This window comes from Streptomyces spongiae (assembly GCF_009377185.1).
Lineage (GTDB): Bacteria > Actinomycetota > Actinomycetes > Streptomycetales > Streptomycetaceae > Streptomyces > Streptomyces spongiae.
Genome location: NZ_VJZC01000033.1, coordinates 18,531 through 39,814 on the forward strand (window position 1 = coordinate 18,531; position 21,284 = coordinate 39,814).

18 protein-coding genes are annotated in these 21,284 nt (G+C 69.7%); 7 read left to right on the top strand and 11 right to left on the bottom strand.

Going from position 1 to position 21,284, the window contains the following annotated elements:
• Nucleotide 1 precedes the first annotated feature (1 nt).
• The 10 genes from FNH08_RS07910 to FNH08_RS07955 all read right to left on the bottom strand — a co-directional run bounded on the left by FNH08_RS07910 (nt 2) and on the right by FNH08_RS07955 (nt 10,022).
• Nucleotides 2–262, bottom strand: coding sequence for a hypothetical protein (locus tag FNH08_RS07910; protein ID WP_152770618.1), 261 nt, complete (start codon nt 260–262; stop codon nt 2–4).
• Nucleotides 259–687 (bottom strand): nuclear transport factor 2 family protein, encoded by a 429-nt coding sequence (locus FNH08_RS07915; RefSeq protein WP_152770619.1) that lies wholly within the window; start codon nt 685–687, stop codon nt 259–261. The genes FNH08_RS07910 and FNH08_RS07915 overlap by 4 nt, the downstream gene beginning before the upstream one ends.
• Complete coding sequence (locus FNH08_RS07920; RefSeq protein ID WP_152770621.1) at nt 684–1,526, bottom strand: ATP-binding cassette domain-containing protein; 843 nt, start codon at nt 1,524–1,526, stop codon at nt 684–686. Before FNH08_RS07920 ends, FNH08_RS07915 begins: the two co-directional genes overlap by 4 nt.
• The gene (locus tag FNH08_RS07925; RefSeq protein WP_152770623.1) at nt 1,523–3,274 is read right to left on the bottom strand and encodes a dipeptide/oligopeptide/nickel ABC transporter permease/ATP-binding protein; all 1,752 of its coding nucleotides are present in this window, start codon (nt 3,272–3,274) and stop codon (nt 1,523–1,525) included. Before FNH08_RS07925 ends, FNH08_RS07920 begins: the two co-directional genes overlap by 4 nt.
• Nucleotides 3,271–4,212: an ABC transporter permease gene (locus FNH08_RS07930; protein ID WP_322723987.1), complete on the bottom strand. Its 942-nt coding sequence runs from the start codon at nt 4,210–4,212 to the stop codon at nt 3,271–3,273. Before FNH08_RS07930 ends, FNH08_RS07925 begins: the two co-directional genes overlap by 4 nt.
• A 39-nt stretch (nt 4,213–4,251) precedes the next feature.
• The gene (locus FNH08_RS07935) at nt 4,252–5,757 is read right to left on the bottom strand and encodes an ABC transporter substrate-binding protein (RefSeq protein ID WP_152770625.1); all 1,506 of its coding nucleotides are present in this window, start codon (nt 5,755–5,757) and stop codon (nt 4,252–4,254) included.
• Between the two features lie 108 nt (nt 5,758–5,865).
• Complete coding sequence (locus FNH08_RS07940) at nt 5,866–6,753, bottom strand: sugar phosphate isomerase/epimerase family protein (protein ID WP_152770627.1); 888 nt, start codon at nt 6,751–6,753, stop codon at nt 5,866–5,868.
• A 14-nt stretch (nt 6,754–6,767) separates the two neighbouring features.
• Nucleotides 6,768–7,889 carry a Gfo/Idh/MocA family protein gene (locus FNH08_RS07945; protein ID WP_152770628.1) on the bottom strand — a complete coding sequence of 374 codons (1,122 nt, stop codon included), beginning with the start codon at nt 7,887–7,889 and terminating at the stop codon, nt 6,768–6,770.
• A 35-nt stretch (nt 7,890–7,924) separates the two neighbouring features.
• On the bottom strand, nt 7,925–8,845 hold the full coding sequence (locus FNH08_RS07950; protein WP_152770630.1) for a sugar phosphate isomerase/epimerase family protein: 921 nt from the start codon (nt 8,843–8,845) through the stop codon (nt 7,925–7,927).
• A gap of 25 nt (nt 8,846–8,870) precedes the next feature.
• The gene (locus FNH08_RS07955; protein WP_152770632.1) at nt 8,871–10,022 is read right to left on the bottom strand and encodes a Gfo/Idh/MocA family protein; all 1,152 of its coding nucleotides are present in this window, start codon (nt 10,020–10,022) and stop codon (nt 8,871–8,873) included.
• A gap of 221 nt (nt 10,023–10,243) precedes the next feature.
• Between FNH08_RS07955 and FNH08_RS07960 the strand changes: the two genes are divergently transcribed.
• The 5 genes from FNH08_RS07960 (at nt 10,244) to FNH08_RS07985 (ending at nt 16,933) form a co-directional block, all read left to right on the top strand.
• Nucleotides 10,244–11,509, top strand: a complete 1,266-nt coding sequence (locus FNH08_RS07960) for an ROK family transcriptional regulator (protein WP_152770634.1) — start codon at nt 10,244–10,246, stop codon at nt 11,507–11,509.
• A 471-nt stretch (nt 11,510–11,980) separates the two neighbouring features.
• On the top strand, nt 11,981–13,378 hold the full coding sequence (locus tag FNH08_RS07965; RefSeq protein ID WP_152770635.1) for an RraA family protein: 1,398 nt from the start codon (nt 11,981–11,983) through the stop codon (nt 13,376–13,378).
• The gene (locus FNH08_RS07970) at nt 13,375–15,087 is read left to right on the top strand and encodes a TRAP transporter large permease subunit (protein WP_228033966.1); all 1,713 of its coding nucleotides are present in this window, start codon (nt 13,375–13,377) and stop codon (nt 15,085–15,087) included. Before FNH08_RS07965 ends, FNH08_RS07970 begins: the two co-directional genes overlap by 4 nt.
• Before the next feature lie 66 nt (nt 15,088–15,153).
• Entirely contained in the window at nt 15,154–15,942 is a 789-nt protein-coding gene (locus tag FNH08_RS07980; RefSeq protein WP_152770639.1) for an IclR family transcriptional regulator, read from the top strand.
• A 19-nt stretch (nt 15,943–15,961) separates the two neighbouring features.
• A complete protein-coding gene (locus FNH08_RS07985; protein ID WP_152770641.1) occupies nt 15,962–16,933 on the top strand; it encodes a cyclase family protein in 972 nt (323 codons plus the stop codon).
• 104 nt (nt 16,934–17,037) lie between these two features.
• On the opposite strand, the gene FNH08_RS07990 is transcribed toward FNH08_RS07985, so the two are convergent.
• Complete coding sequence (locus FNH08_RS07990) at nt 17,038–17,274, bottom strand: hypothetical protein (RefSeq protein WP_152770643.1); 237 nt, start codon at nt 17,272–17,274, stop codon at nt 17,038–17,040.
• Nucleotides 17,275–17,506: 232 nt separating this feature from the next.
• Here FNH08_RS07990 and FNH08_RS07995 point away from each other — a divergent pair, with 232 nt between their 5' ends.
• Entirely contained in the window at nt 17,507–19,312 is a 1,806-nt protein-coding gene (locus tag FNH08_RS07995; RefSeq protein ID WP_152770645.1) for an RICIN domain-containing protein, read from the top strand.
• A gap of 126 nt (nt 19,313–19,438) precedes the next feature.
• Nucleotides 19,439–21,043, top strand: coding sequence for a bifunctional 3-(3-hydroxy-phenyl)propionate/3-hydroxycinnamic acid hydroxylase (locus FNH08_RS08000; protein WP_152770646.1), 1,605 nt, complete (start codon nt 19,439–19,441; stop codon nt 21,041–21,043).
• Nucleotides 21,044–21,284: the final 241 nt, after the last annotated feature.

Genomic DNA, 21,284 nt, shown 5'->3' on the forward strand with positions numbered 1-21,284 from the left:
CTCAGTCGCCCCAGGACGCCTGCGCGGTCCAGTACTCGCTGCCGTCGGCGCTGATCCCGTGCCGCCATGCGCTGGTGCGGCGCAGGGTGGGTTCGACGCGGGCGGTTGCCTCGTCGGCGCCGTCGGGGCCGTCGTCGTCGACGGTCCAGTGGACCCAGTTGACCTCGCGGCCCGTGCTGTCGTGGGTGAACAGGTCCACGTGGTGCCAGCCGTAGCGGTGGGTGTCGGCGTAACAGGTCAGGAGCATCGTGCGGTCGTTCATCGCTGCCCCATCAACGGTGCACTGAACAGACGCTCGGTACGGAAGGCGGAGATACGGGCGCGGTCCGGGTCCAGCCGGAACGTCACGTCGAGCCGCGCGACCATGACCTCTGTGTCGCCCGACTCGTAGCGTGAGAGCTGCTGCATCGGCCAACTGCCCCGCGCCGTCCGGCCGTCGGTGTCGACGGTTCCGGGGAAGAGCAGGTGCACGTTCGTACGGAAGTGGGGGCTGGGCGGCAGATACGCCGACAGCATCGCGACGATCGCCTCGCGGCCCTCGGTGCGCCCGAACTTCTCGGCGTACGCGCTGCCGCCGCCTTCCCAGACGGCGTGCTCGGTGAAGAGGTCCGCGAGGTCGCCCGTGGTGCGCGCGGGGACGTCGCACAGGGCGAGGTAGCGGGTCAGGGTGTCCGTCACGTCCGTCATGACGCCGTCGCCTTCAGCCGCTCCGCGCGGCGTTGTGCCTGACGCTCCGGATCCGGCACCGGGGCGGCGAGCAACAGCCGTTTGGTGTAGGGGTTTTCCGGGCGCTCGGTGACCTGGGCGGCGTCGCCCGTCTCCACGATGTCACCGCGGTACAGCACGGCCACCCGGTGGCTGATGTGCCGGACCACGGACAGGTCGTGGGTGACGAAGAGGTACGCCACTCCGGTCGCCTCCTGGATCTCGATGAAGAGGTCGAGCACCCGGGCCTGGGTCGTCAGGTCGAGGGCACTGACCGGTTCGTCACACACGATCAGCTTGGGTTCGCGGCACAGGGCGCGCGCGATGGCGATCCGCTGACGCTGGCCTCCGGAGAACTCGCGGGGCAGCCGGTGGGCCGCGTCCTGCGGGAGGTACACGTGGTCCAGCAGCTTCTGCACCCGGCGTTCCGCCTCGGCGCGCGCGACACCGGTCACGAGCAGGGGCTCGGTGAGGATGTCCATGACCGTCATCGCCGGGTTCAGCGAGGTGAAGGGGTCCTGGAAGACGACCTGGATGTCCTTGCTGAGCGCCCGCCGTTCCCGCTTGGCGAGCCGGGAGACGGGCCTGCCCTCGTAGCGGATCTCACCGCCGGTGACAGGGGCGAGTCCGAGGACCGCCCTGCCCAGGGTCGTCTTGCCGGAGCCGGACTCGCCGACCAGGCCGACCGTCTCGCCGGGAGCGACGGACAGGGAGACGCCGTGCAGGACCCGGAAGGGCTTCCTGCCGCGGCCCTTGGCGGGGTACTCCACGACGACGTCGTCGAGTTCGAGGAGTGGTGAGGTGAGGAGTGGTGAGGTCATGACGTCACCTCCTTGAGGGGCGTGCCGGGACGGAGCAGTTCACCGCGGGCGGGTCCGCCTTCGAGGGTCGAGTCGAGCAGCATGCGTGTGTAGTCGTGCCCGGGCGCCGCGAAGATCTGCCCGGCGGGCGCGCTCTCCACGATGCGGCCCTTCTGCATCACCGCGACCCGGTCGCAGATATCGGCCACGACACCGAAGTCGTGGGTGACGAGGATCATGCCCATGTGCCGCTCCTGCTGGAGCGAGCGCATCAGGTCGAGCACCTCGGCCTGGACGGTGACGTCGAGCGCCGTGGTCGGTTCGTCGGCGATCAGCAGCCGGGGGTCGCAGGAGACGGCTCCGGCGATGAGGACACGCTGGGCCATACCGCCGGAGATCTGGTGCGGGTACGACCGGAACACCCGCTCCGGGTCCGGGATTCCGACCCGGGCGAGAAGCTCCAGCGCCTTGGTGCGGGCATCGGCCCGGGACAGTCCCAGGTGCTTGCGCATGGGCTCCACCAGCTGGAAGCCGATCCGGAAACAGGGGTCCAGGTTGGACATGGGCTCCTGGGGGATGTAGCCGATGCCGCGTCCGCGCAGCGCGTTGAGCTGGTCAAGGCTCAGGCTCAGCAACGCCTTGCCCTCAAAGGCGAGTTGATCGGCCTTCACCTCCGCCTCGTACGGCAGCAGCCCGAGGACGGAGAATGCCGTCTGGCTCTTGCCGGAGCCGGACTCGCCCACCAGGCCCAGTACTTCGCCGCGTTCGACGGTGATGCTCACGCCGTCGACGACCGTCTTCTCGCCGTAGGCGACCCGCAGGCCCTCCACCGTCAGCAGACGGTCCTCGGCCGGCGCGACCGCCGAGCCGGCCGCGGTCCGCACGACGGGCCGGGGGCGCTTGGTCACCCGTGGCTGTGTCGTGCCCAGTGCGTCCCTGACCGCGTTGCCCAGCATGCTGGAGGCGAGGATGGTCAGCCCCATCGCCGCGCCCGGCCAGACCAGCAGCACGGGCGCGGTGTAGACGTTGGTGAAGGCGTCGCCCAGCATCGCACCCCAGCTGGCCTGGGACGCCTTGCCGAGGCCGAGGAAGGCGAGGCCGGCCTGGATACCGATCGCCACGGCGAACACCTGGGTGGCCTGGATGACGGAGGGCGCGATCACCACCGGCAGGACGTGCCGGCGCATGATGCGCGCGTCACCGAGTCCCGAGACGCGCGCGGCGTCGACGTAGAGCTCCTCGCGGACCGCGAGCACCGATGCGCGGATGAGACGGAAGACCATCGGGGCCATGATCACGCCGAGGACGATCATGGCGATGTTGAGGTCCTGCGAGACGGCCGCCATGACCACGAGCATCACGATGATCGCGGGCACGGCCATGATGACGTTGACGGCCCAGCCGGCCAGCGCGTCGAACCAGCCGCGGTAGAAGCCGCTGATCAGACCGAGCGGTCCGCCCACCGCGAAGGCGACGAGGACGGCGAGGGTGCCGCCCACCAGACTGGTACGGCCGCCGTACAGCAGCCGGGACATGACGTCCCGGCCGACGCCGTCGCCACCGAGAGGGTGCGCGCCGGACATGGGAGCCAGCGTGTCCGCCAGGACGCTGTGGTCGGGGGCGTAGTCGGTGAGGAGCGGTGCCGCGAGGCTCGCGGCGATCACCAGGGCGAGAACGGCGAGGCAGACGACGGCGAGCGGGTCGCGCAGCGTCCGGCGCAGGAGGCGGTCGCGGCCGGGGGCGGCCGGTGCCTGGGCCACATCGGTCATGAGACACGCACCTTGGGGTTGAGCCAGCCGTACGCGATGTCCAGCAGCAGGTTCACGGCCACGACGATCACGACGGTGACGACGACCGTGCCGAGCAGCACGGGTGCGTCACCGCGTACGGCGGCGGACTGGGCGAGGGTGCCGATTCCGGGCAGGCCGAACACCTTCTCCACGACGACGGCGCCGCCGATCAGGCCGATGAACTGCAGGGCGAGCACGGTCAGAGCGGGCGGGGCCGCGTTGCGCAGCGCGTGCCGGAACACGACGCTGCGGGTGGTCAGGCCACGGCTGCGCAGAGTGCGGACGAAGTCGGCACGCAGGACGTCGATCAGGGCGCCACGCACCTGCATCGCTGTGGCCGCGGTCGCGGCGACGGCCAGGGACAGGGCGGGCAGGGTGATGGAGCGCAGCCAGCCGCCGGGTGAGGTGGCGAGGGGGACGTAGCCGGTCGCCGGCAGCCACCCCAGCTGGACGGCCAGGGTGACGGCGAGGACCAGGGCGATCAGGAAGCTGGGGACCGCGGTGCCGAGCACGGCGGCGAACTGTACGAGGCGGTCCACCCAGCCGCCGCGCAGGGCCGCCGCGGTGCCCAGCGCCACGCTGAGCACCGCCGCGATGAGCATGCCGGCGAGCACCACGGAGAGGGTGACCGGCAGGGTGTCCGTCAGGGACTGGTTCACCGAGTCGCCGGTGAACCACGAACTGCCCAGGTTTCCCCGCAAGGCCTGCTCGGCCCAGTGCCAGTAGCGCTCCACCAATGGCTGGTCCAGTCCGAGTTCGTGGCTCTTCGCGGCCACGGCGGACCGCGAGGCCGTCTCGCCCAGGACGTTGCGGGCGACATCGGAGCCCGTGAGGCTGAGCAGCAGGAATGTCGCGGTGGCCACGACGACCACCAGAATGGCGCCGGCGGCGATGCGCCGGAACAGGAAGACGAGCACGGTCGGTTCCTCCTTCCGTGTGCCGGAGGGGACGGGCGGCTAGTTCGCCGGCGCGTAGTTGTAGATCGGCGGGTACTGGGAGCCGGGCTGCGGCGTCACCTTGACGTCCTTCGCGGTCGCGTAGGCGTTGGCGATGACGCTCCAGGGCACGTTCCATGCCTGGTCGACGACGTAGGTGTTGAGTTCCTCGAAGAGCTCCTCACGCCGGTCGCCGGTCGCCTTGCCGATGCGGGTGATGAGGTCGTCGGCCTTGCGGTCGTCGTACTTGAAGGGGTTCCAGGTCGACTTCTTCGTCAGCTCCAGCTGGACCTTGTCCCAGGCGGTGGGCGCACCCAGCTTGAAGTACGACATGGCGTACTTGCCGGACAGCATGGCGCTGAAGACCTGGTCTCCCGGCAAGGTGTCCAGCTTGACCTTGATGCCGATGTCCTTGAGGGACTGGGTGAGCGCGGCCTGTTCCTGCGGGAACATCGCGGACAGGTCTGGGATGGTGACGGCGAAGCCGTTCGGATAGCCGGCCTCCGCCAGGAGCTTCCTGGCCTTCGCCGGGTCGTAGGAGTACGTGTCGTCCAGCGAGGCCTTGTAGCCGTCCTCGCCCTTGGCGAACAGCTGGGTGGTCGGCGTGCCGAGACCGGTCTTGGCCGACTTGATGATGGCCTGCCGGTCGAAGGCGTAGTTGAGCGCCTGACGGACCTTCAGCTTGCCCAGGGCGGGCACCTTCTTGCCGCCACGGTCCCAGATGTAGAGGCCTTCCACGTCGCCGGGCTGGTAGGTGACGACGTTCAGACCGCGGCCCTTGACGGTCTTGACCCGGTTGAGGTTGAGCGTGGCGCCGTCGAGCTGGCCGGACAGCAGGGCGTTGGTGCGCGCGGAGGGATCGGCCAGGTACTTGATGACGACCTTGTCGTAGGGGAAGGCCTTGGCATTCCAGTAGCCGGGGTTGCGCGTGTAGGTGTACGTCTGACCGGCGGTGGTCGCGGCCGTGTCCAGCTTGTACGGTCCCGAGCCCACCGGGGTCTTGGGGTTCTCCAGCGCCTTGGGGCTGGCGATCATCCCGGAGACCTGGCCGAGCGCGGGCAGCAGGGCCGCCGTGGGGTGGCTCAGCTTGATGGCGACGGTGTGGCTGTCGACGACGTCGACTCCGGTGATGTCCTGGATCTCGCCGGCGGCGCTGGCCGTGCCGCTCTTGGTGTGCAGCAGGCTCTGCTTGACCGCGTCGGCGTCGAGCGCGGTGCCGTCGGTGAACTTGACCCCTTGGCGCAGCTTCAGCGTCAGCGTGGTCTGCGGCTTGTCGTACGACCAGGAGGTGGCCAGGTTGGGGGTGGGCTCCCCCTCGGTGTTCAGCCGGATCAGAGTGTCGTACACCGGCTGGTAGTACTGGGACTCGGGTCCCATGCTCGCCTTGGCCAGATCCCACGGTGTGGCTGTGACCGATTCGGCGAGGGTCAGGGTCTTGTCGCCGCCGGCTGCCTGGGTGCCGCCGCCACAGGCCGTGACGGTCGCTGTCAGTATTGCGGCGCCGATGAACGCCACTGTCTTGCGCATGTTCTCTCCACTTGTCTCAATCCTTCGGCTCCTGTGTGTCCCCCGGGTCGCCCCGCTTCCGGCCGTGTCCTGCCGGTACTGCTCGCGTGCCGCGTAAGCCGGTCATGGCTACGCCTGCCGCGTGGCCCACGCCCCGCACAGCCGCACGCTCTCCTCAGGCGTCGGCCGGGCGCCCCGGTCGACCTCGACGATCAGCCAGCCGTCGAAGTCGTCGGGCAGCGCGCCGACGAAGCCGTCGATATCGGCGTTTCCGTGGCCGGGTTCCGACCACAGGCCCGCCAGGACCGTCTTGCGGTAGTCCCAGCCGGCCTCCCGGGCCTGCGCGGCGAGGCCGAGGTCCAGGTCCTTGATGTGGACGCTCGCCACCCGGTCCGCGTAGTCGCGGACGAGTTGTGCCGGGTCGGCGCCGGCCCAGGCCAGGTGGCCCATGTCGGGTCCGAATCCGAGGAGGGAGGCGTCGACGGTGTCGAGGATGAAGCGGGTCTCCGACTCGGTCTCGGCCCAGGTGCCCACGTGCGGGTGGAAGGCCGGGGTGACCCCTTCCGCGTGTATGACACCGGCGATCTCGGCCAGCAGGTCCCGCACCCGCTCCAGCCGGCCCTGCTCGGCCAGGTGACCGACGGCCGGGCGGGCCACGCGCTCGGCGTCCTTGGCCATCCCCATGGCGAGGAAGACGGTGGGCACACCGAGCGCGGCATGCTGTGCGGCGACGCGGGCGGCGGTGTCGCGGAAGGTCCGCCGCTCGGTCTCGTCGTCGGTGAGGCGGACGGGAATGTAGCCGGGAGCGGGGCTGATGCCGTACTCGGTGAGCCGGGCGGCGTACTCCTGCGGGGTCATGTCGCCGGGGACGGCGCTGTGGAGGGCTGTGATGCCCACGTCGCGGATGACCGCGAGCTGCTCGTCGAGCGGCGGGGCGAGCGTGGGGTCGATCCAGCCGTCGGCGCTCGCGACCCACTGCAGCGGGTTGATGGCGAGGCGGTCCTGCCTGATCTTCATGGTGTGCGGTCCTCTCAGTGTGCGGCGGAGGCGGCGGGGCGGGGCTCGGGGCGCTCGCAGGTGCTCTCCAGAGCGACGAAACGTTTTGCCTGCTGGGAGGTCTCGACGCTCGCCAGCACCTCGAGCGTGTGGAAGGCGAACTCAGGGTTCGCACGGTGCGGCCCGCCATCGATCGCGCCGGCGAGGTCACGTACGCCCAGTCCCCGGCGGTGCTGCTCGGCGGTACCCACGGCGCCGAAGAGCTCGGTGACCGGGGTAAGCACCTGCCACTCCGCGTCGCCGTGCCGCTTGAGGCGTACGTCGCCGTCGAAGAAGTTGGGGTTCGGCAGGGCGAGGGTGCCCTCGGTGCCGTAGATCTCGATGCGGGGCAGCTCGGTGTCCCAGACGTCGAAGCTCATCAGCGTGGTGACGATGGCACCGGAAGCGAACGTCAACGTGGCCGAGGCGTGGGTGGGAACCTCGACGGTGACCTCGTCGACCACGCGCTCGGGACTGGTGACCGTGCGGGTCCTCGCGCCGATACGGGTTGCGGCGGACACCTGGGCGACCGGGCCGAGGCAGTTGACGAGCGCGGCCACATAGTAGGGGCCCATGTCCAGGACCGGGCCGCCACCGGGACCGTAGAAGGCGCGCGGGTCGGGGTGCCAGGTCTCGGCACGGCTGGAGCGCACGAAGGCGGTGGCTCCGACGACTTCGCCGATGCGGTTGCTGTCGATCGCGTGCCGGGCGGTCTGCACGGCGCTGCCGAGGAAGGTGTCAGGGGCCGACCCCAGCAGCGCCGTGCTGCTCGCGGCGGCGTCGAGGACCTCGCGGGCCTCCTCGACCGTGGCCGCGAGCGGCTTCTCGACGTAGACGTGCTTGCCGGCTTCCAGCGCCGCGATCACGGTCTTGGCGTGGAACTGCGGCGGGGTGATGTTGACGACGATATCGACGGAGTCGTCGTCGAGGAGCTGGTCGCCGTCGCCCCATGCCAATACGCCGTACTCGGTCGCGGCCTGTCGCGCGCGGGCCGTGTCGACGTCGGCCACACGGACCACCTCGAGATCCGGGAAGGTCCGCAGGCCCTCGACATAGCGGCCGAAGATGTTGCCTGCGCCCAGGATCCCGATGCGATGCCGTGCTCGTTGCCGGTCCATGAATCTCCTTTCCTTGATGATGAATTGACGACGTGTCAGGCGATGATGAGAGGTCGCAGCGTCCGGTGGGCGATCTCCAGGCCCGTCTTGACCCGCCCCTCGGTGCCGCTCCAGACGGGGTCCTCGTGTTCGACGGAGAGGGTGCCGGTGAAGCCGTTCTCGTAGAGGGCGTCCACGACGGCGTTCCAGTCGACCTGGCCGCGCCCCGGTACGCGGTAGCGCCACCAGCCGGTGTCCCAGGGGTCCTCGCGGTGGACCGCCTTGCCGAAGAAGCCGTAGTGGTCCACTGCGCCGGGCAGGATCTGCAGGTCCTTGGCCTGGGCGTGCACGATCCGGTCTGCGTACGGGGCGATCGTCGTGACCGGGTCGATGCCGATCCAGGTCAGGTGGGAGGGGTCCCAGTTGAGGTACAGGCCGAGGGAGAACATCCACTCCCACAGCTCCGGCGAGTAGGCGAGGTTTCCCGGGTAGCCGTCCGGGTGCCAGCCCTCCATCACGCAGTTCTCGATGATGATCCGGACGCCCCTCTCCCCCGCGTAGTCGACGAGTTCGGGGAAGACCTTCTCCGCCTCGTCGAGGTTCGCCGCCACCGGACGGGTCCAGTCACGGCCGACGAAGGTGCCCACGTACGGGACCTCCAGGGCGGCCGCCGCGTCCACGACCGCCTTGAGGTGGGTGTGGATCCCGGACCGCCGTTCCGGGTCGGGGTGGAGGTTGTTCTCGTAGTAGGCGAGCGCGGAGATGCCGAGGTTGTGGCGCTGCAGCAGAGCTCGTGTCTCGTCGGCCTCTCGGGAGCCGAAACCGGTCACCGGGAGATGGGCCGCCTCGAAGTCGCGGCCGCCGGTGCCCGGCCAGGCGGCGACCTCCAGGTCCTCGTATCCCGCCTCGCTCGCCCAGGCGGCGATCTCAGCGAGGGAGAGTTCGGGCAGGCAGGCGGTGAGCATGCCGAGTTTCATGGGCTGGCCTCCAGGGCAGCGGATGTCATGCGCCGGCCACCAGGACTGCGCGTGCGGGGTCGATGTCGGTCCAGGCGAGCGAGGCGTCGGACCTCAGGACGGCTTCGACGACATGGGCGGAGCGGACGCCATCCGCGCCGGTCGGCAGCCCTTCGGGCTTCTCGCCCCTGATCGCGGCGTAGGCGTCGGCGACGAAGGAGGTGAAGCAGTCCGCGTAGCCCTGGGCATGCCCGGCCGGCAGCCGGGACAGCCGTCGCTGTTCGGCGGAACCGTGGCCGGGGTCGCGGACGATCAGCCGTGCGCCGTCCTGGGCACCGAGCCAGGCCGTCTCGGGGTTCTCCTGGTCGAAGACCGCGCTGCCGTCCGCGCCATCGAGCTCGAACCACAGCCGGTTCTTGCGGCCCGCCGACACCTGGGAGACCGTAAGCGTGCCCAGGACCCCGTCGCCGGTGCGCAGGAGCGCGGTCGCGACGTCCTCGGTGCGGACCTCGACTCGTGGCCCGTCAGCGCCGGTCGTGAAACTTGTGCCGGTGCCGGCGGGCCGGGTCGGAACCGTCGTGCCGAGCCGCGCGGTCAGTTCGGTGAAGCGGACACCCGCGACCCACTCGACGAGGTCGCACCAGTGCGAGCCAATGTCCGCGAAAGCCCGGGAAGGGCCGCCGTCGGCCGGGTCGACCCGCCAGGACATGGCGTTCTCGGACAGCATCCAGTCCTGCAGATAGCTGCCGTGGATCAGCTGCCAGGCTCCGAACTCTCCGCGCAGTCGGCGGTCGCGTAGCTCCCGCACGAGCGGGTGATAGCGGTAGACGAAGGGGACGGCGAGCAGCAGGCCCGCCTTCTCCGCCAGCCGTGTCAGGCGTTCCGCCTCGACGGCCGACGTGGCGAGCGGCTTCTCACAGATCACGTGCTTGCCGGCGGTGAGGGCCACCTCTGCCTGCTCCACGTGCAGGGCGTTCGGCGTGCAGACGTGTACGACGCGGACGCTGTCGTCGGCGAGGACGGAGTCGAAGTTCTGATGGCGGACGGGCACGTGCCAGGCCTCTGCTACGCGGGCACTGCGCGCGGGGGTCGAAGCGACCACGCCGGCCAGTTCGCCGCCGGCGGCGCGGATCGCGGCAGCGTGCACGGCGCCGATCATCCCGGTCCCCACCACCGCGGCTTGAATCGAACTGTTCATCGGCGCACCTCCGTCGTCCAGCGACCGACCACGACCTGAAAGCCGCGTTGCGCATCACCTTCGTTTAGTTCGAACGAAGAACACAAGAGGTGCTATTTAATTTTGTTTCAGGCCTAAAAGGCGTAGATAGAGGCACGGACATGTCAGCTTGGGTCCCATATGATCCGCGGAAGCAGGCGCATCGTTGACTGCCATAACGAGATGCCATTACGTTCACTTGAATGCATAAAGATGACGGCTACACCGAAGAAGCGGTGGGGCCCGGGTCGGTACCCCTGGCCCTGCGTCGCGTGCTGGGACTCGTGGTGTCCGGAGCAGCGACCAACCGGGCGGAGATCGCCCGGCGAAGCGGCCTGGCCCGCTCGACGGTGGGCCAGCAGGTCGACCATCTCGTCGGAACAGGCATCCTGGAGGAGGTCGAGTCCAGACGGTCCGTCCGGGGCCGGCCGCCCCGAGTGCTGACGATCAGTCCGCAGGCTGGGACCATCGCCGCCATTGACGTCGACACCGCCGACTCACAGGTCGCCATCGCCGACCTGACCCGGCGGATCATCGCACGGGAGACCGTGGTGGTCCGTATCGACGCCGGCCCCCAAGCGGTACTGGACGCGGTGTCCGAACGGCTTCAGCGACTACTGAAGGACAACAACCGCGATCCCGGCCGCGTGCGTGAGGTCGTCGTCGGTCTGCCCGGGCCGGTGGACTTCCAGCAGGGGTGCGCGGTCCAACCGACCGGCATGCCGGGCTGGGACGGCTACCCGGTGGCCGAACATCTCCAGGAACGCTTGCACGCTCCTGTCGTGGTGGACAACGACGTCAACCTGATGGCTTTGGGTGAGGTCACCCAGGCCCGGATGGAGACCCCGCTGCTGTGCATCAAGATCGCGACCGGCATCGGCTCGGGCCTCATCACCGCGACCGGCGACGTGTACCGCGGCGCGGACGGAGCGGCCGGCGACATCGGGCACATCAGAGCCGTCAGTGGCAGCAACGTCCTGTGCGCCTGCGGCAATGTCGGCTGCGTCGGCGCGCTTGCCTCGCACCGTGCGGTCCTGCGTAGTCTCGGCATTCCCGAGTCGACCGAGGACGATCCGCTGTACGGCACTCATGAACTCGCCCGGCGGGTCGCCTCGGGCGATCCGACCGCGCTCCACGCCGTACGACAGGCGGCCACCGAGATCGGCGAGGTGGTGGCCATGCTGGTCCACATGTTCAACCCGCGTACGTTGGTACTGGCCGGCCCGCTCAGCCAACTCCGCGATGACCTCGTATCCGCCGTACGCGCCGCCGTGTACCAGCGCGCCCTGCCCCTGGCCACCCGCAAGCTCACCATCACCGCGACCCAGCTCAAGGGCGGTTCCGGACTGCACGGCGGTATCGCCCTCGGTACGCGGGACGTGTTCAGCCCGGCAGGGCTGGCACGACTACTGGCCGCCGAGCCGACACCGGACCGCCAGGACCGGGTACCAATTCCTGATCCGGAGTAGGCGTCCAGGTACCCCAAAATCATTCCCGGCTGCGGACTGGCCGGCCTGGCGCCCTGGGCATCCTCGACCGGCCGCTGGGCAGCCCCCGCGGCCGAAGCTCTGGCAGGCCAAGGGAGTTGGCGACTGGGCCGTGGAGTTCGGTCAGGCGGGCGGAGACCGATCCAGGCGGCCGGGCCGGGGTTCTCCAGGAGCGCCAAGGCGCCGAGTTCGCCGACCGCGGTCCGCCAGTTCCTGTCAGCCGCGCTCAAGACGGCCCTGCCCCAGACACGCGCACGAGCGAAAGCCGTGGCCGTCACGATCCGCACCGACGGGGCGACGGCAGCCGCGAAGCTGCAGGCCCGCCGCGCAGAACCTGTCCTCGGATTCCGACTGGTTCGTTCTCAGCTCTTGACGCCGGGTTCATGCCTGGGCAACATCCTACGCCCCTCCAGTGAGAAAACTTCTCACTGTATGAGAAACGGCAGGATGCCCATGCGTGTAGGAGTCCTTGGACTGGGTGAGGCCGGAGCGCTTTATGCCGCTGGTTTCGCCGAGAACGGCTGGTCGGTGACGGGGTACGACCCCGGTGACGTGCCGACCCCGCCCGGTGTGCGGCGCGCGGCCGGCCTGGCGGAGGCGGTCCGCGAGGCCGATCTCGTGCTGGGGCTGACCGGCGCCAAAGCGGCCGGGGCGGTGGCAGCGGAGGCGGCCCCGCAGTTGCGGGCCGGGGCGCTGTACGCGGACATGAACGCCGGTGCGCCGGAGCTGAAGCGGGCGATCGACGCGGTCGTCTCCGAGGGTGAGCGGGCCGTGTTCGCGGACGTGTCCGTGGTCGGGCCGGTGCCCAAGTACCGCCACCGCACCGCCCTGGTGGCCAGCGGCCGGGGTGCCGCACTGGTCGCGGAGTACTTCGGCGCGCTGGGCGCGCCCGTGGAGGACCTGGGTGGCGAGCCGGGTGCCGCGTCGGCCCGGAAGCTGCTGCGCAGTCTGTTCATGAAGGGACTGGGCGCGATCATCGTGCAGGCGGTCGACGCGGCGCGCGCGGCCGGTGACGAGCCGTGGGTGCGGCAGCAGATCGCGCTGGAGCTCGCCGACGGCGACGCCACCCTGGAGCGGCTGTACACGGGGACGGCCAAGCACGGCCTGCGGCGGGCGGGCGAGGTGGCCGCGGCCGCCGACCTGCTGGCCGAACTCGATCTGGACCCGGCCCTGGCCCGAGGAATCAGCAGGCTGCACACTCTCGCAGCCCGGCCGGACGGGCTGCGTGCCACAGCGCTGGTGACGGACGAACTGCTCACCGCCTACGAGGGGTTGGCGTCGGCCACCATCGGCGACGCCCGTGACCGGCTCGGACTGCCCGACGCCGGCATCGGTCCACTGTGGGCCGGGGCGCGTGCGGTGGGCCGGGCGGTGACGGTGCAGACGCGCGGCGGTGACAACCGGGCCGTCCACGAGGCACTGCGCCTGGTCGGCCCCGGTGACGTGATCGTGGTCGACGGGCAGGGTGACATCTCCCGTGCCCTGATCGGCGAGCTGATCGCCGAACGGGCGCGAGCTCGCGGTGCGGTCGGCATGGTGCTGGACGGTGCCGCCCGGGACGTGGAAGTGCTGACGGAGATCGGGTTCCCGGTCTGGGCCCGCGCGGTGACGCCCGCGGGGCCCTACAAGGACGGTCCCGGTCGGGTGAACGTCACCGTGGCGGTGGGCGGCGCGGTGTGCCGGCCCGGCGACCTGGTCGTCGCGGACGGCGACGGGGTGGCCTTCGTCCCCGCCGAGGAGGCAGAGTCGACCCTGACCGCGGCGCGCGACATCGAGGCGGACGAGGCTCACCGCCGCAGCACCATCCGGGCCGTGCCGGCCCCGGGTTCACCGGCAGGAGAAGCGGCATGATCGCCATTTGGGCCCTGGGCTGCTACATGGTGGCCATCATCGTCTGGAACGCCGTGCTGAAGCGGAACATCGGCGAGTCACTGCTGGTGGGGTTCGTGGTGACCGGCCTGTTCGCGGGTGGCGACATCGTCCACGTCATGTGGAGCGCCTTCGCCGAGGCGATGCAGGAGGAGGTCACCTTCGCCGCGCTGGCGTTCGTGTTCATGAGCTATCTGCTGAGCCGTACGCCGGTCCTGGACCAGTTGCTGAACATCCTCAACTCCCTCCTCGGACGGCTGCGCGGCGGACCGGTGTACACCTCGACCGTGGCGGCCGGCGTCTTCGGCGCCATCGCCCACGTCGGGGCGGCCGTCACCGCGGCCGTCGGCTCGGTGACCATCCCGTGGATGAGACGCTCCAAGGTCAGCGGCGAGCTGGCCGCCACGGTCGCGGCCGGGGGCGCGGGCATGGGCGTCACCTTCCCCTTCAGCTCCACCATGTTCATCCTGATGGGCTCCACCGGCGTGGCCGCCCTGGCCACCACGGACGACATCGTGCTGCCGCTGTTCCTGGGCGGTCTGTACTGCCTGGGCTACCGTCTCGTGGCGGCGTTCTGGATGGTGCGCCGGCACCGCATCGAGCCGATGGACCGAGCCGACCTGCTGCCTCTGCGGACCAGCCTCGGAGCGGGCTGGACCAGCCTGTTCCTGTTCGCCGGGATCATCGCGCCGCTGCTGCTGACCCGCGGCCCGACCGGCGGCGAACTCGGCGCGTACGTCGGCGCCAAGATGTCGGACACGATCAGCCTGATCACCTGGATCCCGGTCCTGCTCATCGGCATCGTGCTGTTCCTCGGGCGCCGCCGCCTGCCCCGCTCGGGACGCGCCTGGTGGCAGCTGCTGGAAGGGTCCGCCGCCCAGTTCGGAGTCATCGGCGTCACCATCGTGGCCGCCTTCTCCGCCTCCAACGCCTTGGGTGAACTGGGCCTGCCCGAGCAACTGACCCACGTACTGGAACAGGTCGAGGCACCGAAGTGGGCCATGGCCCTGATCGTCGGCCTGATCGTCGTCGCGGTCGCCATTCCGCTCACCGCCAGCGCCACCATGGCCGCCATCGGCCCCGTCGCCGTGACATCGCTGGCCGACGCCGGCGTACCGGCCGCCACTGCCTGCGTCGCCGTACTGATCTTCGCCTCCACCGAGGGCGCCTCACCGCCGTCCGGAGCACCGATCTACGTCGCCAGCGGCATCGCCGGTATCAACCCGGCCCGCACCTTCGCCCCCCCTCGTCGGCTACTACTGCGTACCGATCCTGCTGATCGGCGCCGCGGTGGCCACCGGCGTACTGCCCGTCTGATCCACCTCTCTCCCGCGAGGTCGCACCATGTCCACCACCCGCCTGATCAAGGTTCTCTTCCGTCTCGGCGTCGTCGTCTTCCTGCTCGGCGGTCTCTGCATCGTCGTAGGGCAGGCGCTCGGCCTGGCGGCCGGCGACGTCGGCTGGGTCGCGAGTGTCGAGACCGCCGTCGGCCCTCCGACCTTCATCACCGCCGGCGTCACCGGCCTGCTCGCCTACGCCCTGACCTACGTCAAGGCCGCCGAACCGGGACCGGAAGCGGACCCGTCCCCGGCACCCGAGGCCCAGCCGGCGCACGTCGCGCCCCGTTCCGAATAGGCCGAACCCCGCCCCGGGTGGATCTTGTGCGAACCACAGCGCTGCTCGCATGCTGATAAGCCTTATCAGGCTAGCCCCATCAGGTCGTTCCGCAGCCGAGCAGCCCAACCCGGGAGCACCCCATGCCCGACAGCCCCTCCTCCTCGTCTTCCTCCGCCTCCTCGTCTTCCTCCCCCTCACCGATGCGTTCGGTGGAACGGGCCTTCGACGCCCTGTCCGTACTGGAGAACACCCGCCATCCCCTGCGTCTGAGCGAGATCGCCCGCCGCTCGGGGCTCCATGTGGCCACCGCCCAGCGCATCCTGAACGTCCTCGTCGACCGCGGCTGGGCCGTCAAGGAGGAGCCCGGCTATGTCGCCGGCCCGGCGGCCGTGGCCACCGCCCATGCCTTCCTGGTCACCAACCGGCTCAGCCAGGTCGCCCTCCCCGTACTGCAGGAACTGGCCGCGACCACCGGCCTGACCTCCACCCTCTACGTCCGCGTCGGCCTCGCCCGCGTACTGATCTCCCGCGTCGAGGGCCGCAACCCCCTGCGTTACCAACTGCCCATCGGCGAAAAGCTGCCCCTGCACCTGGGCGCGGGGAAGACCCTCGCCGCCTGGCTGTCCAAGGACGAACTCGATGCCTACGTCGACAGCGTCACCCCCTTCACCCGGATCTCCGGCGAACGTGTCACCGCCGACGACCTGCGCGCCGAGCTGCGTCGTGTCAAGGACGACGGCCACGCCCTCTCCCTGAGCGAACGCGTCCTGGGTGTCACCGCCGTCAGCGCCGCCGTGCACAGCGGTGATCAGATCCTGGGCGCGCTCAGCGTCGCCGGCCCGAGCGACGACCTCTCCCCCACCGACCACTCCCGTGTCATCACCGAAGTCCGCCGGGCAGCCGCCGCCATCGCCGCCCGCTGCCCCTGAACCAGAGAGCACCGCACCGTTGCCGTACCCCACCTACCAGCAGCTGCTGGAACGCACCGACGCCCCGCCCGGCTCCAGCTGGCACCTCTTCCCCGACCAGCCCGAACGCGGCATGGCCAACTTCGCCGGCCCCGAGGAGGTGCGCCGGGCGGCCCGGGAGGTCCGCGAAGGGCGTGCCTTCAACCTCGACCACGCCCTCGACGCCTTCGACCCGCCGATGTCCCGGGCGCGCGGTATCCCCCGCCACCGCATCACGGCCAAGCACGACCAGGCACGCGACGACGTCCTGGAGGAGTTCTTCCTCCAGGCGAACACTCAGGTCGACGGTCTGCGCCACCGCCGTGCCTCGGGGCACGGCTTCTACAACGGCGTGCCCGACCACGAGATCACACCGCGCAGCCCGCGACTGGGCGTCCAGTTGTGGGCGGAAACCCCGCTGGCCGGCCGCGGACTGCTCATCGACGTCGAGGGCTTCCTGCGCGACCGGGCCACACCACTGGACCACGTGAACGGCCCCGCCCTCGACCCCGGCCTGCTCGATCAGGCCCTAGCCGCCCAGGGCTGTCGCGTCGATCCGGGCGATCTGATCCTCGTCCACACCGGATGGGCCCGCTGGTACCTCACCACCGGGCCCGGCCCACGGGCCGAGGTCCGCGCCGCCCGGCGTGCCACCGGTTTCGTCCAGTCCCGCGACCTCGCCGCCTGGTGCTGGGACCACCGCATCGCGCTGCTGGCCACCGACACCTTCGCCGTCGAAGTCCTCCCGGTCGCCCCCGGCAGCGACTTCCACGACAGCGCGCCCGAGGACGACGGCATGATGCACCAGGAACTGATCGCCAAACTCGGCCTGCCTCTGGGCGAGTTGTGGAACCTCACCGCCCTGGCCACCGACTGCCGGTCCACCGGCCACTGGAGCAGCCTCCTGACCGTAAAGCCTCTCAACCTCACCGGCGGCGTGGGTTCACCGGCGAACGCGACCGCGCTGCGCTGACGCGCACGGGGCCCAGGTTTTGGTATGCGAATCTCACCGACACCTGGGCTCTCCCGAACGTTCAAGTGCCACAGGTCTACAGGCCACCAGGCGAACGAACCTGCCTAGTCGTCGACGCACTTGGGGTACTTCGAGCCCCGGTTGCAGTCGTGGTAGTCGTACTTGCTGACCCTGAACTTCTTCTCCTTGCCCGCCTTCGTCGGATCGACTACCAGGTAGAACTTCTTCCCGTCCTTGATCTTTTCGGTGACCTCCCCCTTGGGTCCCGGGTCGAAGTCCTGCGCACACCCGGCAAGCGCGAGGGCGCCGACCGCGACGAGAATGGGGGCAAGGCGATGCATGTCGTGCTCCGATCAGATTGAAAACGATCACAGCCTAGGGGGAGCGCATGAGTCGCCGCCAGGCGGGGTGGTTGCACCTGTGAACCACCCTCTCCCACATGGGGGGGCACACCCCGCCCGCCCTTCCTGTCACGGATGCGCTCCGGACTCTTGACGAGACCCGCATGCCCGCATAGATCATGACAGCGCAGTCATGACAGCGCAGTCAGATTAGCGACACCTCGGAGGGGCCATGCGGAGAAGAAGACTTGGACGAGCGGCGGGAAGCTTCGTCGCGGCGTCCGTGATGCTGGCGATCCCCGCGTCCAGTGCGCACGCGTACAACCCGACGGGCGGGATTCTCTACCAGCTCGGCAGCGAACCGTGCCTGAAGGGGCGCGGCAACTGCGCGATCTACCCGAAGTCGGCACAGCTTCCGAGCGGACGTCTCGTGGCGTCGTTCGAGAAGTCCACTGTCCTACCGGAGACAGGGAGCGCCGACAGACAGACCCTCCCGGTCTACAAGAGCGACGACCGTGGAACGACGTGGCAGCCGCTGTCAGAGGTCAAAGCCCCGGCTTACCTCTCCAGGGACCCCCGGTACGCGAAGTACAAGAGCAACTGGACCAACCCGTACCTCTACACGCTTCCGCAGGACCTCGGGAGCCTGAAGCGGGGCACCCTGCTCCTGGCGAGTGTGGTGTCCGGCGACGACCACTACTACAGGGAGCGCAAGGCGGCGGACCCGAACTGGACGCCGTCCAACGACGGGGACCGCAGTGACATGGCGATCGCCCTGTACTCCAGCACCGACGAAGGCATGACGTGGAAGGTCGTCAACGTCATCGCGACGGGCGGCTGGCAGGGCGGCAGCGCGGGCGCGGTCGGCCAGAACATCGCGAGCGTCAACACGTACAAGCAGGTGGATCCCCTCTGGGAGCCCTACCTGATGGTCTACAAGGGCAAGCTCGTCTGCTACTACTCCGACGAGAACGACTACACCGGCTTCGATCCGGCCACCGGCGTCCCGACACTCGACCCCGCGAACGACACCGCCAAGGACTCGCACGGCCAGATCCTCGTCCACAAGACCTGGGACGGCAGGAGCGAGAAGTGGAGCGCGCCCGTCGTCGATGTCGCCGGCCTGACCCAGGACATGGGCGGCGGCAAGACGGAGATCGGAGGCGGCCGGCCCGGCATGACGAACGTCGTCCGCACGACGGACGGCAAGTGGCTGCTCACCTTCGAGTACTGGGGCGGTGGGGCCAACACCAGGTACCGGATCGCGGACGACCCGCTGCGGTTCTTCCGCGGTTCCCCCACCGGCATGGCCGTCACGTCCCTGCCGGTCGTCGCCGGCTCCCGTCCGCTCGCGACGGGCGGCAGTCCGGTCGTCATCAAGCTCCCCGACGGGCGCCTGGTGTACAACGCCGCCGGAAGCGGCAACGTCTGGGTCAACGAGACCGGACACGGTGACGGCGTGTGGACGGAGTACCAGACACCCCTGGGCCCCGGCTACAGCCGCAACCTGCAGTACGTCGAAGGCTCGGGCCGTATCGCGATCCTCCGGAACCAGGGCACGTCGACGCTCGCGTACGCCGAGGTGGACCTCGGTCACTCGGACGGCGCCTACCGCCAGTTGGTGAACCGCAGGACGGACCAGGTGATCGGTACCGGAAACAAGACCAACGACGCGAACATCGGCAACGGTGACGTCCCCGACGTCACTCTGGAGGACCCGGGATCGGCGGCGAACCCGGACACCCAGTACTGGCATGTCGTGACCAGGCCCGAGGGCGGCGTGACGCTGCTCAACAAGTCGGGCGGCCGTGCGGCAGCCATCTGGACCGGCAACGCGACGGTCGGCCAGAGGATCGGCCAATGGGTCGACGACAGCGCCACCGGCAGCTGGAACCTCATCAAGACCGACGACGGCTTCTACAAGTTGCAGTCGGTCAGGAACAAGGACCTGTATCTGACCGGCGCGTCCGACGATGCGCCGCTCACCTTGCAGAACGCGGTCGCGGACGGCACGCAGGACTGGAAGCTCGTCCCGTAGACCCCGGCTTCCCGATCCAACAGAGCGCATATCCAACTAACCCTTGACTGTCAAAGCCCTAACAAATACGGTGCCGATGCGGCGGCGGGACGAACCACATCCCCGTGGTGAACTGGAAGGGCTCGCATGGCAGACACATTCGACACCGATGTGGCAATCGTGGGGCTCGGACCTGTCGGCACCACGGCCGCGAACCTGGCCGACAGCTTCGGGCTGACCGCGGTGGCCTTCGACCGCGCCACTGATGTCGAGCCACGGCCCCGTGCCGTCGGATTCGACCAGGAAGCCATGCGCGTCTTCGGCAACCTGGGCCTGGCCGACGCGATCGCGCCCCACACCATGCCGTATCGCCCGTCGGAGTACCGCAACCACAACGGTCAGGTCATCAAACGAATCGACACCGCACCACCGCCGCACCCACTGGGCTGGGCACCCAACTACGTCTTCCTCCAGCCGGAGTTGGAGAAGGCGCTCCGTCAGCGCCTGACTCACTCGGACCGCGTCGACGTCCATCTCGGCACCACGGTGACGAACGTGGAGGTCGACGACTCAGGCGCGACCGTCGAGGCGGTCGACGAAGCGGGCCGCAGGCGACGTGTTCGTACGCGTTATCTGCTGGCGTGCGATGGCGGCAGCAGTCCGATCCGGGCACGTGCGGGCCTGCCCATGCGCGACCTGGAGTTCGACGAACCGTGGCTCGTGGTGGACGTCCTGCTGCACCCCGGCGCGGGCGGGGCGCTGCCGCGGACCAACGTCCAGTACTGCGAAACGGCCCGCCCCAGCACGTTCGTGGTGGGTCCCGGCAGCCTCCGCCGCTGGGAACTGATGATCAACAAGGGCGAGGACCCGGAGGAGATGGCTGAGCCCCACGTCGTCCGTGAGCTTCTGTCCCGGTGGCTGGAGCCCGGTGACTACGACCTGTGGCGCGCGTCGGCCTACCGGTTCCACGCGCTCGTCCTGAAGCAGTGGCGTGCCGGACGGCTGTTCTTCCTGGGCGATGCCGCGCACATGACCCCGCCGTTCCTCGCACAGGGAATGTGCCAGGGGATCCGCGACGCGTCCAACCTCATGTGGAAGCTGGCCGCACACCGGTACAGCGGCGCCGGTGGACCACTGCTCGACACCTACCAGGAGGAGCGCGAACCACATGTGCTGCGGGTGACGGCCACCGCGAAGGAATACGGCCGGATCATCTGTGAACGCGACGACGTCGCCGCGGCATCGCGTGACGCGAGACTGCTCGCCGAACTGGCGGCCCGTCCCGGGGGCACCATCCGCCAGTCCCTCATCCCAGGGCTTCAAGCAGGCTTCCTCACGTCGCACGGCTCCCCGGCCCGCGGCGAGATCCTTCCCCAGCCACGGGTGACCGACAGCGACGGAAAGAGCGGATTGCTGGACGCCTTCGCGGGCAACGCCTTCCGGCTGGTGCTGAGTGAGGACGCCGACATCGCCGCCACGGAGTCGGCGCTGCGCGAACACGAGGCCGAAGGAGGCTTTCCGATCCAGCTCCTTCCTCTGCACCAGTCCGTCGGCCCAGTACCGAGAGGTGCGTACAGGGAAGAAGTGCCCGTCCTCACCCCCTGGTTGCAGGGGCACTCATGCGAGGCGGCGCTCGCGCGGCCCGATCACTACGTGTTCGGCGGCGTTCAACACGTAGGTACGTCCCTCAGCCGGCTGCTCGCCGACGCCAGACGGCAGTACAGGACTCGGTCGATCAGGTCGGGCGGGTAGCGGCGGACGGGGCGGGGGCGCCGCGCAGGCCGGACGTACTCGGCGTGGCAGGTGCTCATGCGGGCCGGTGCGGTGGCGGTGAGCACCCCGTGTGGCACACCGACCGGGAGTGGATGCGCCGGGTCAACGCGCGGATCACCGCCTGCTGAACAAGTCCGTGCCGCTACCGCGACCGAGTCCTCTCCGGTGCCGGTGCGGTGGCGCCCGCCGGGCCGGCGCGGAGCATGGCCTTGTAGAGGGC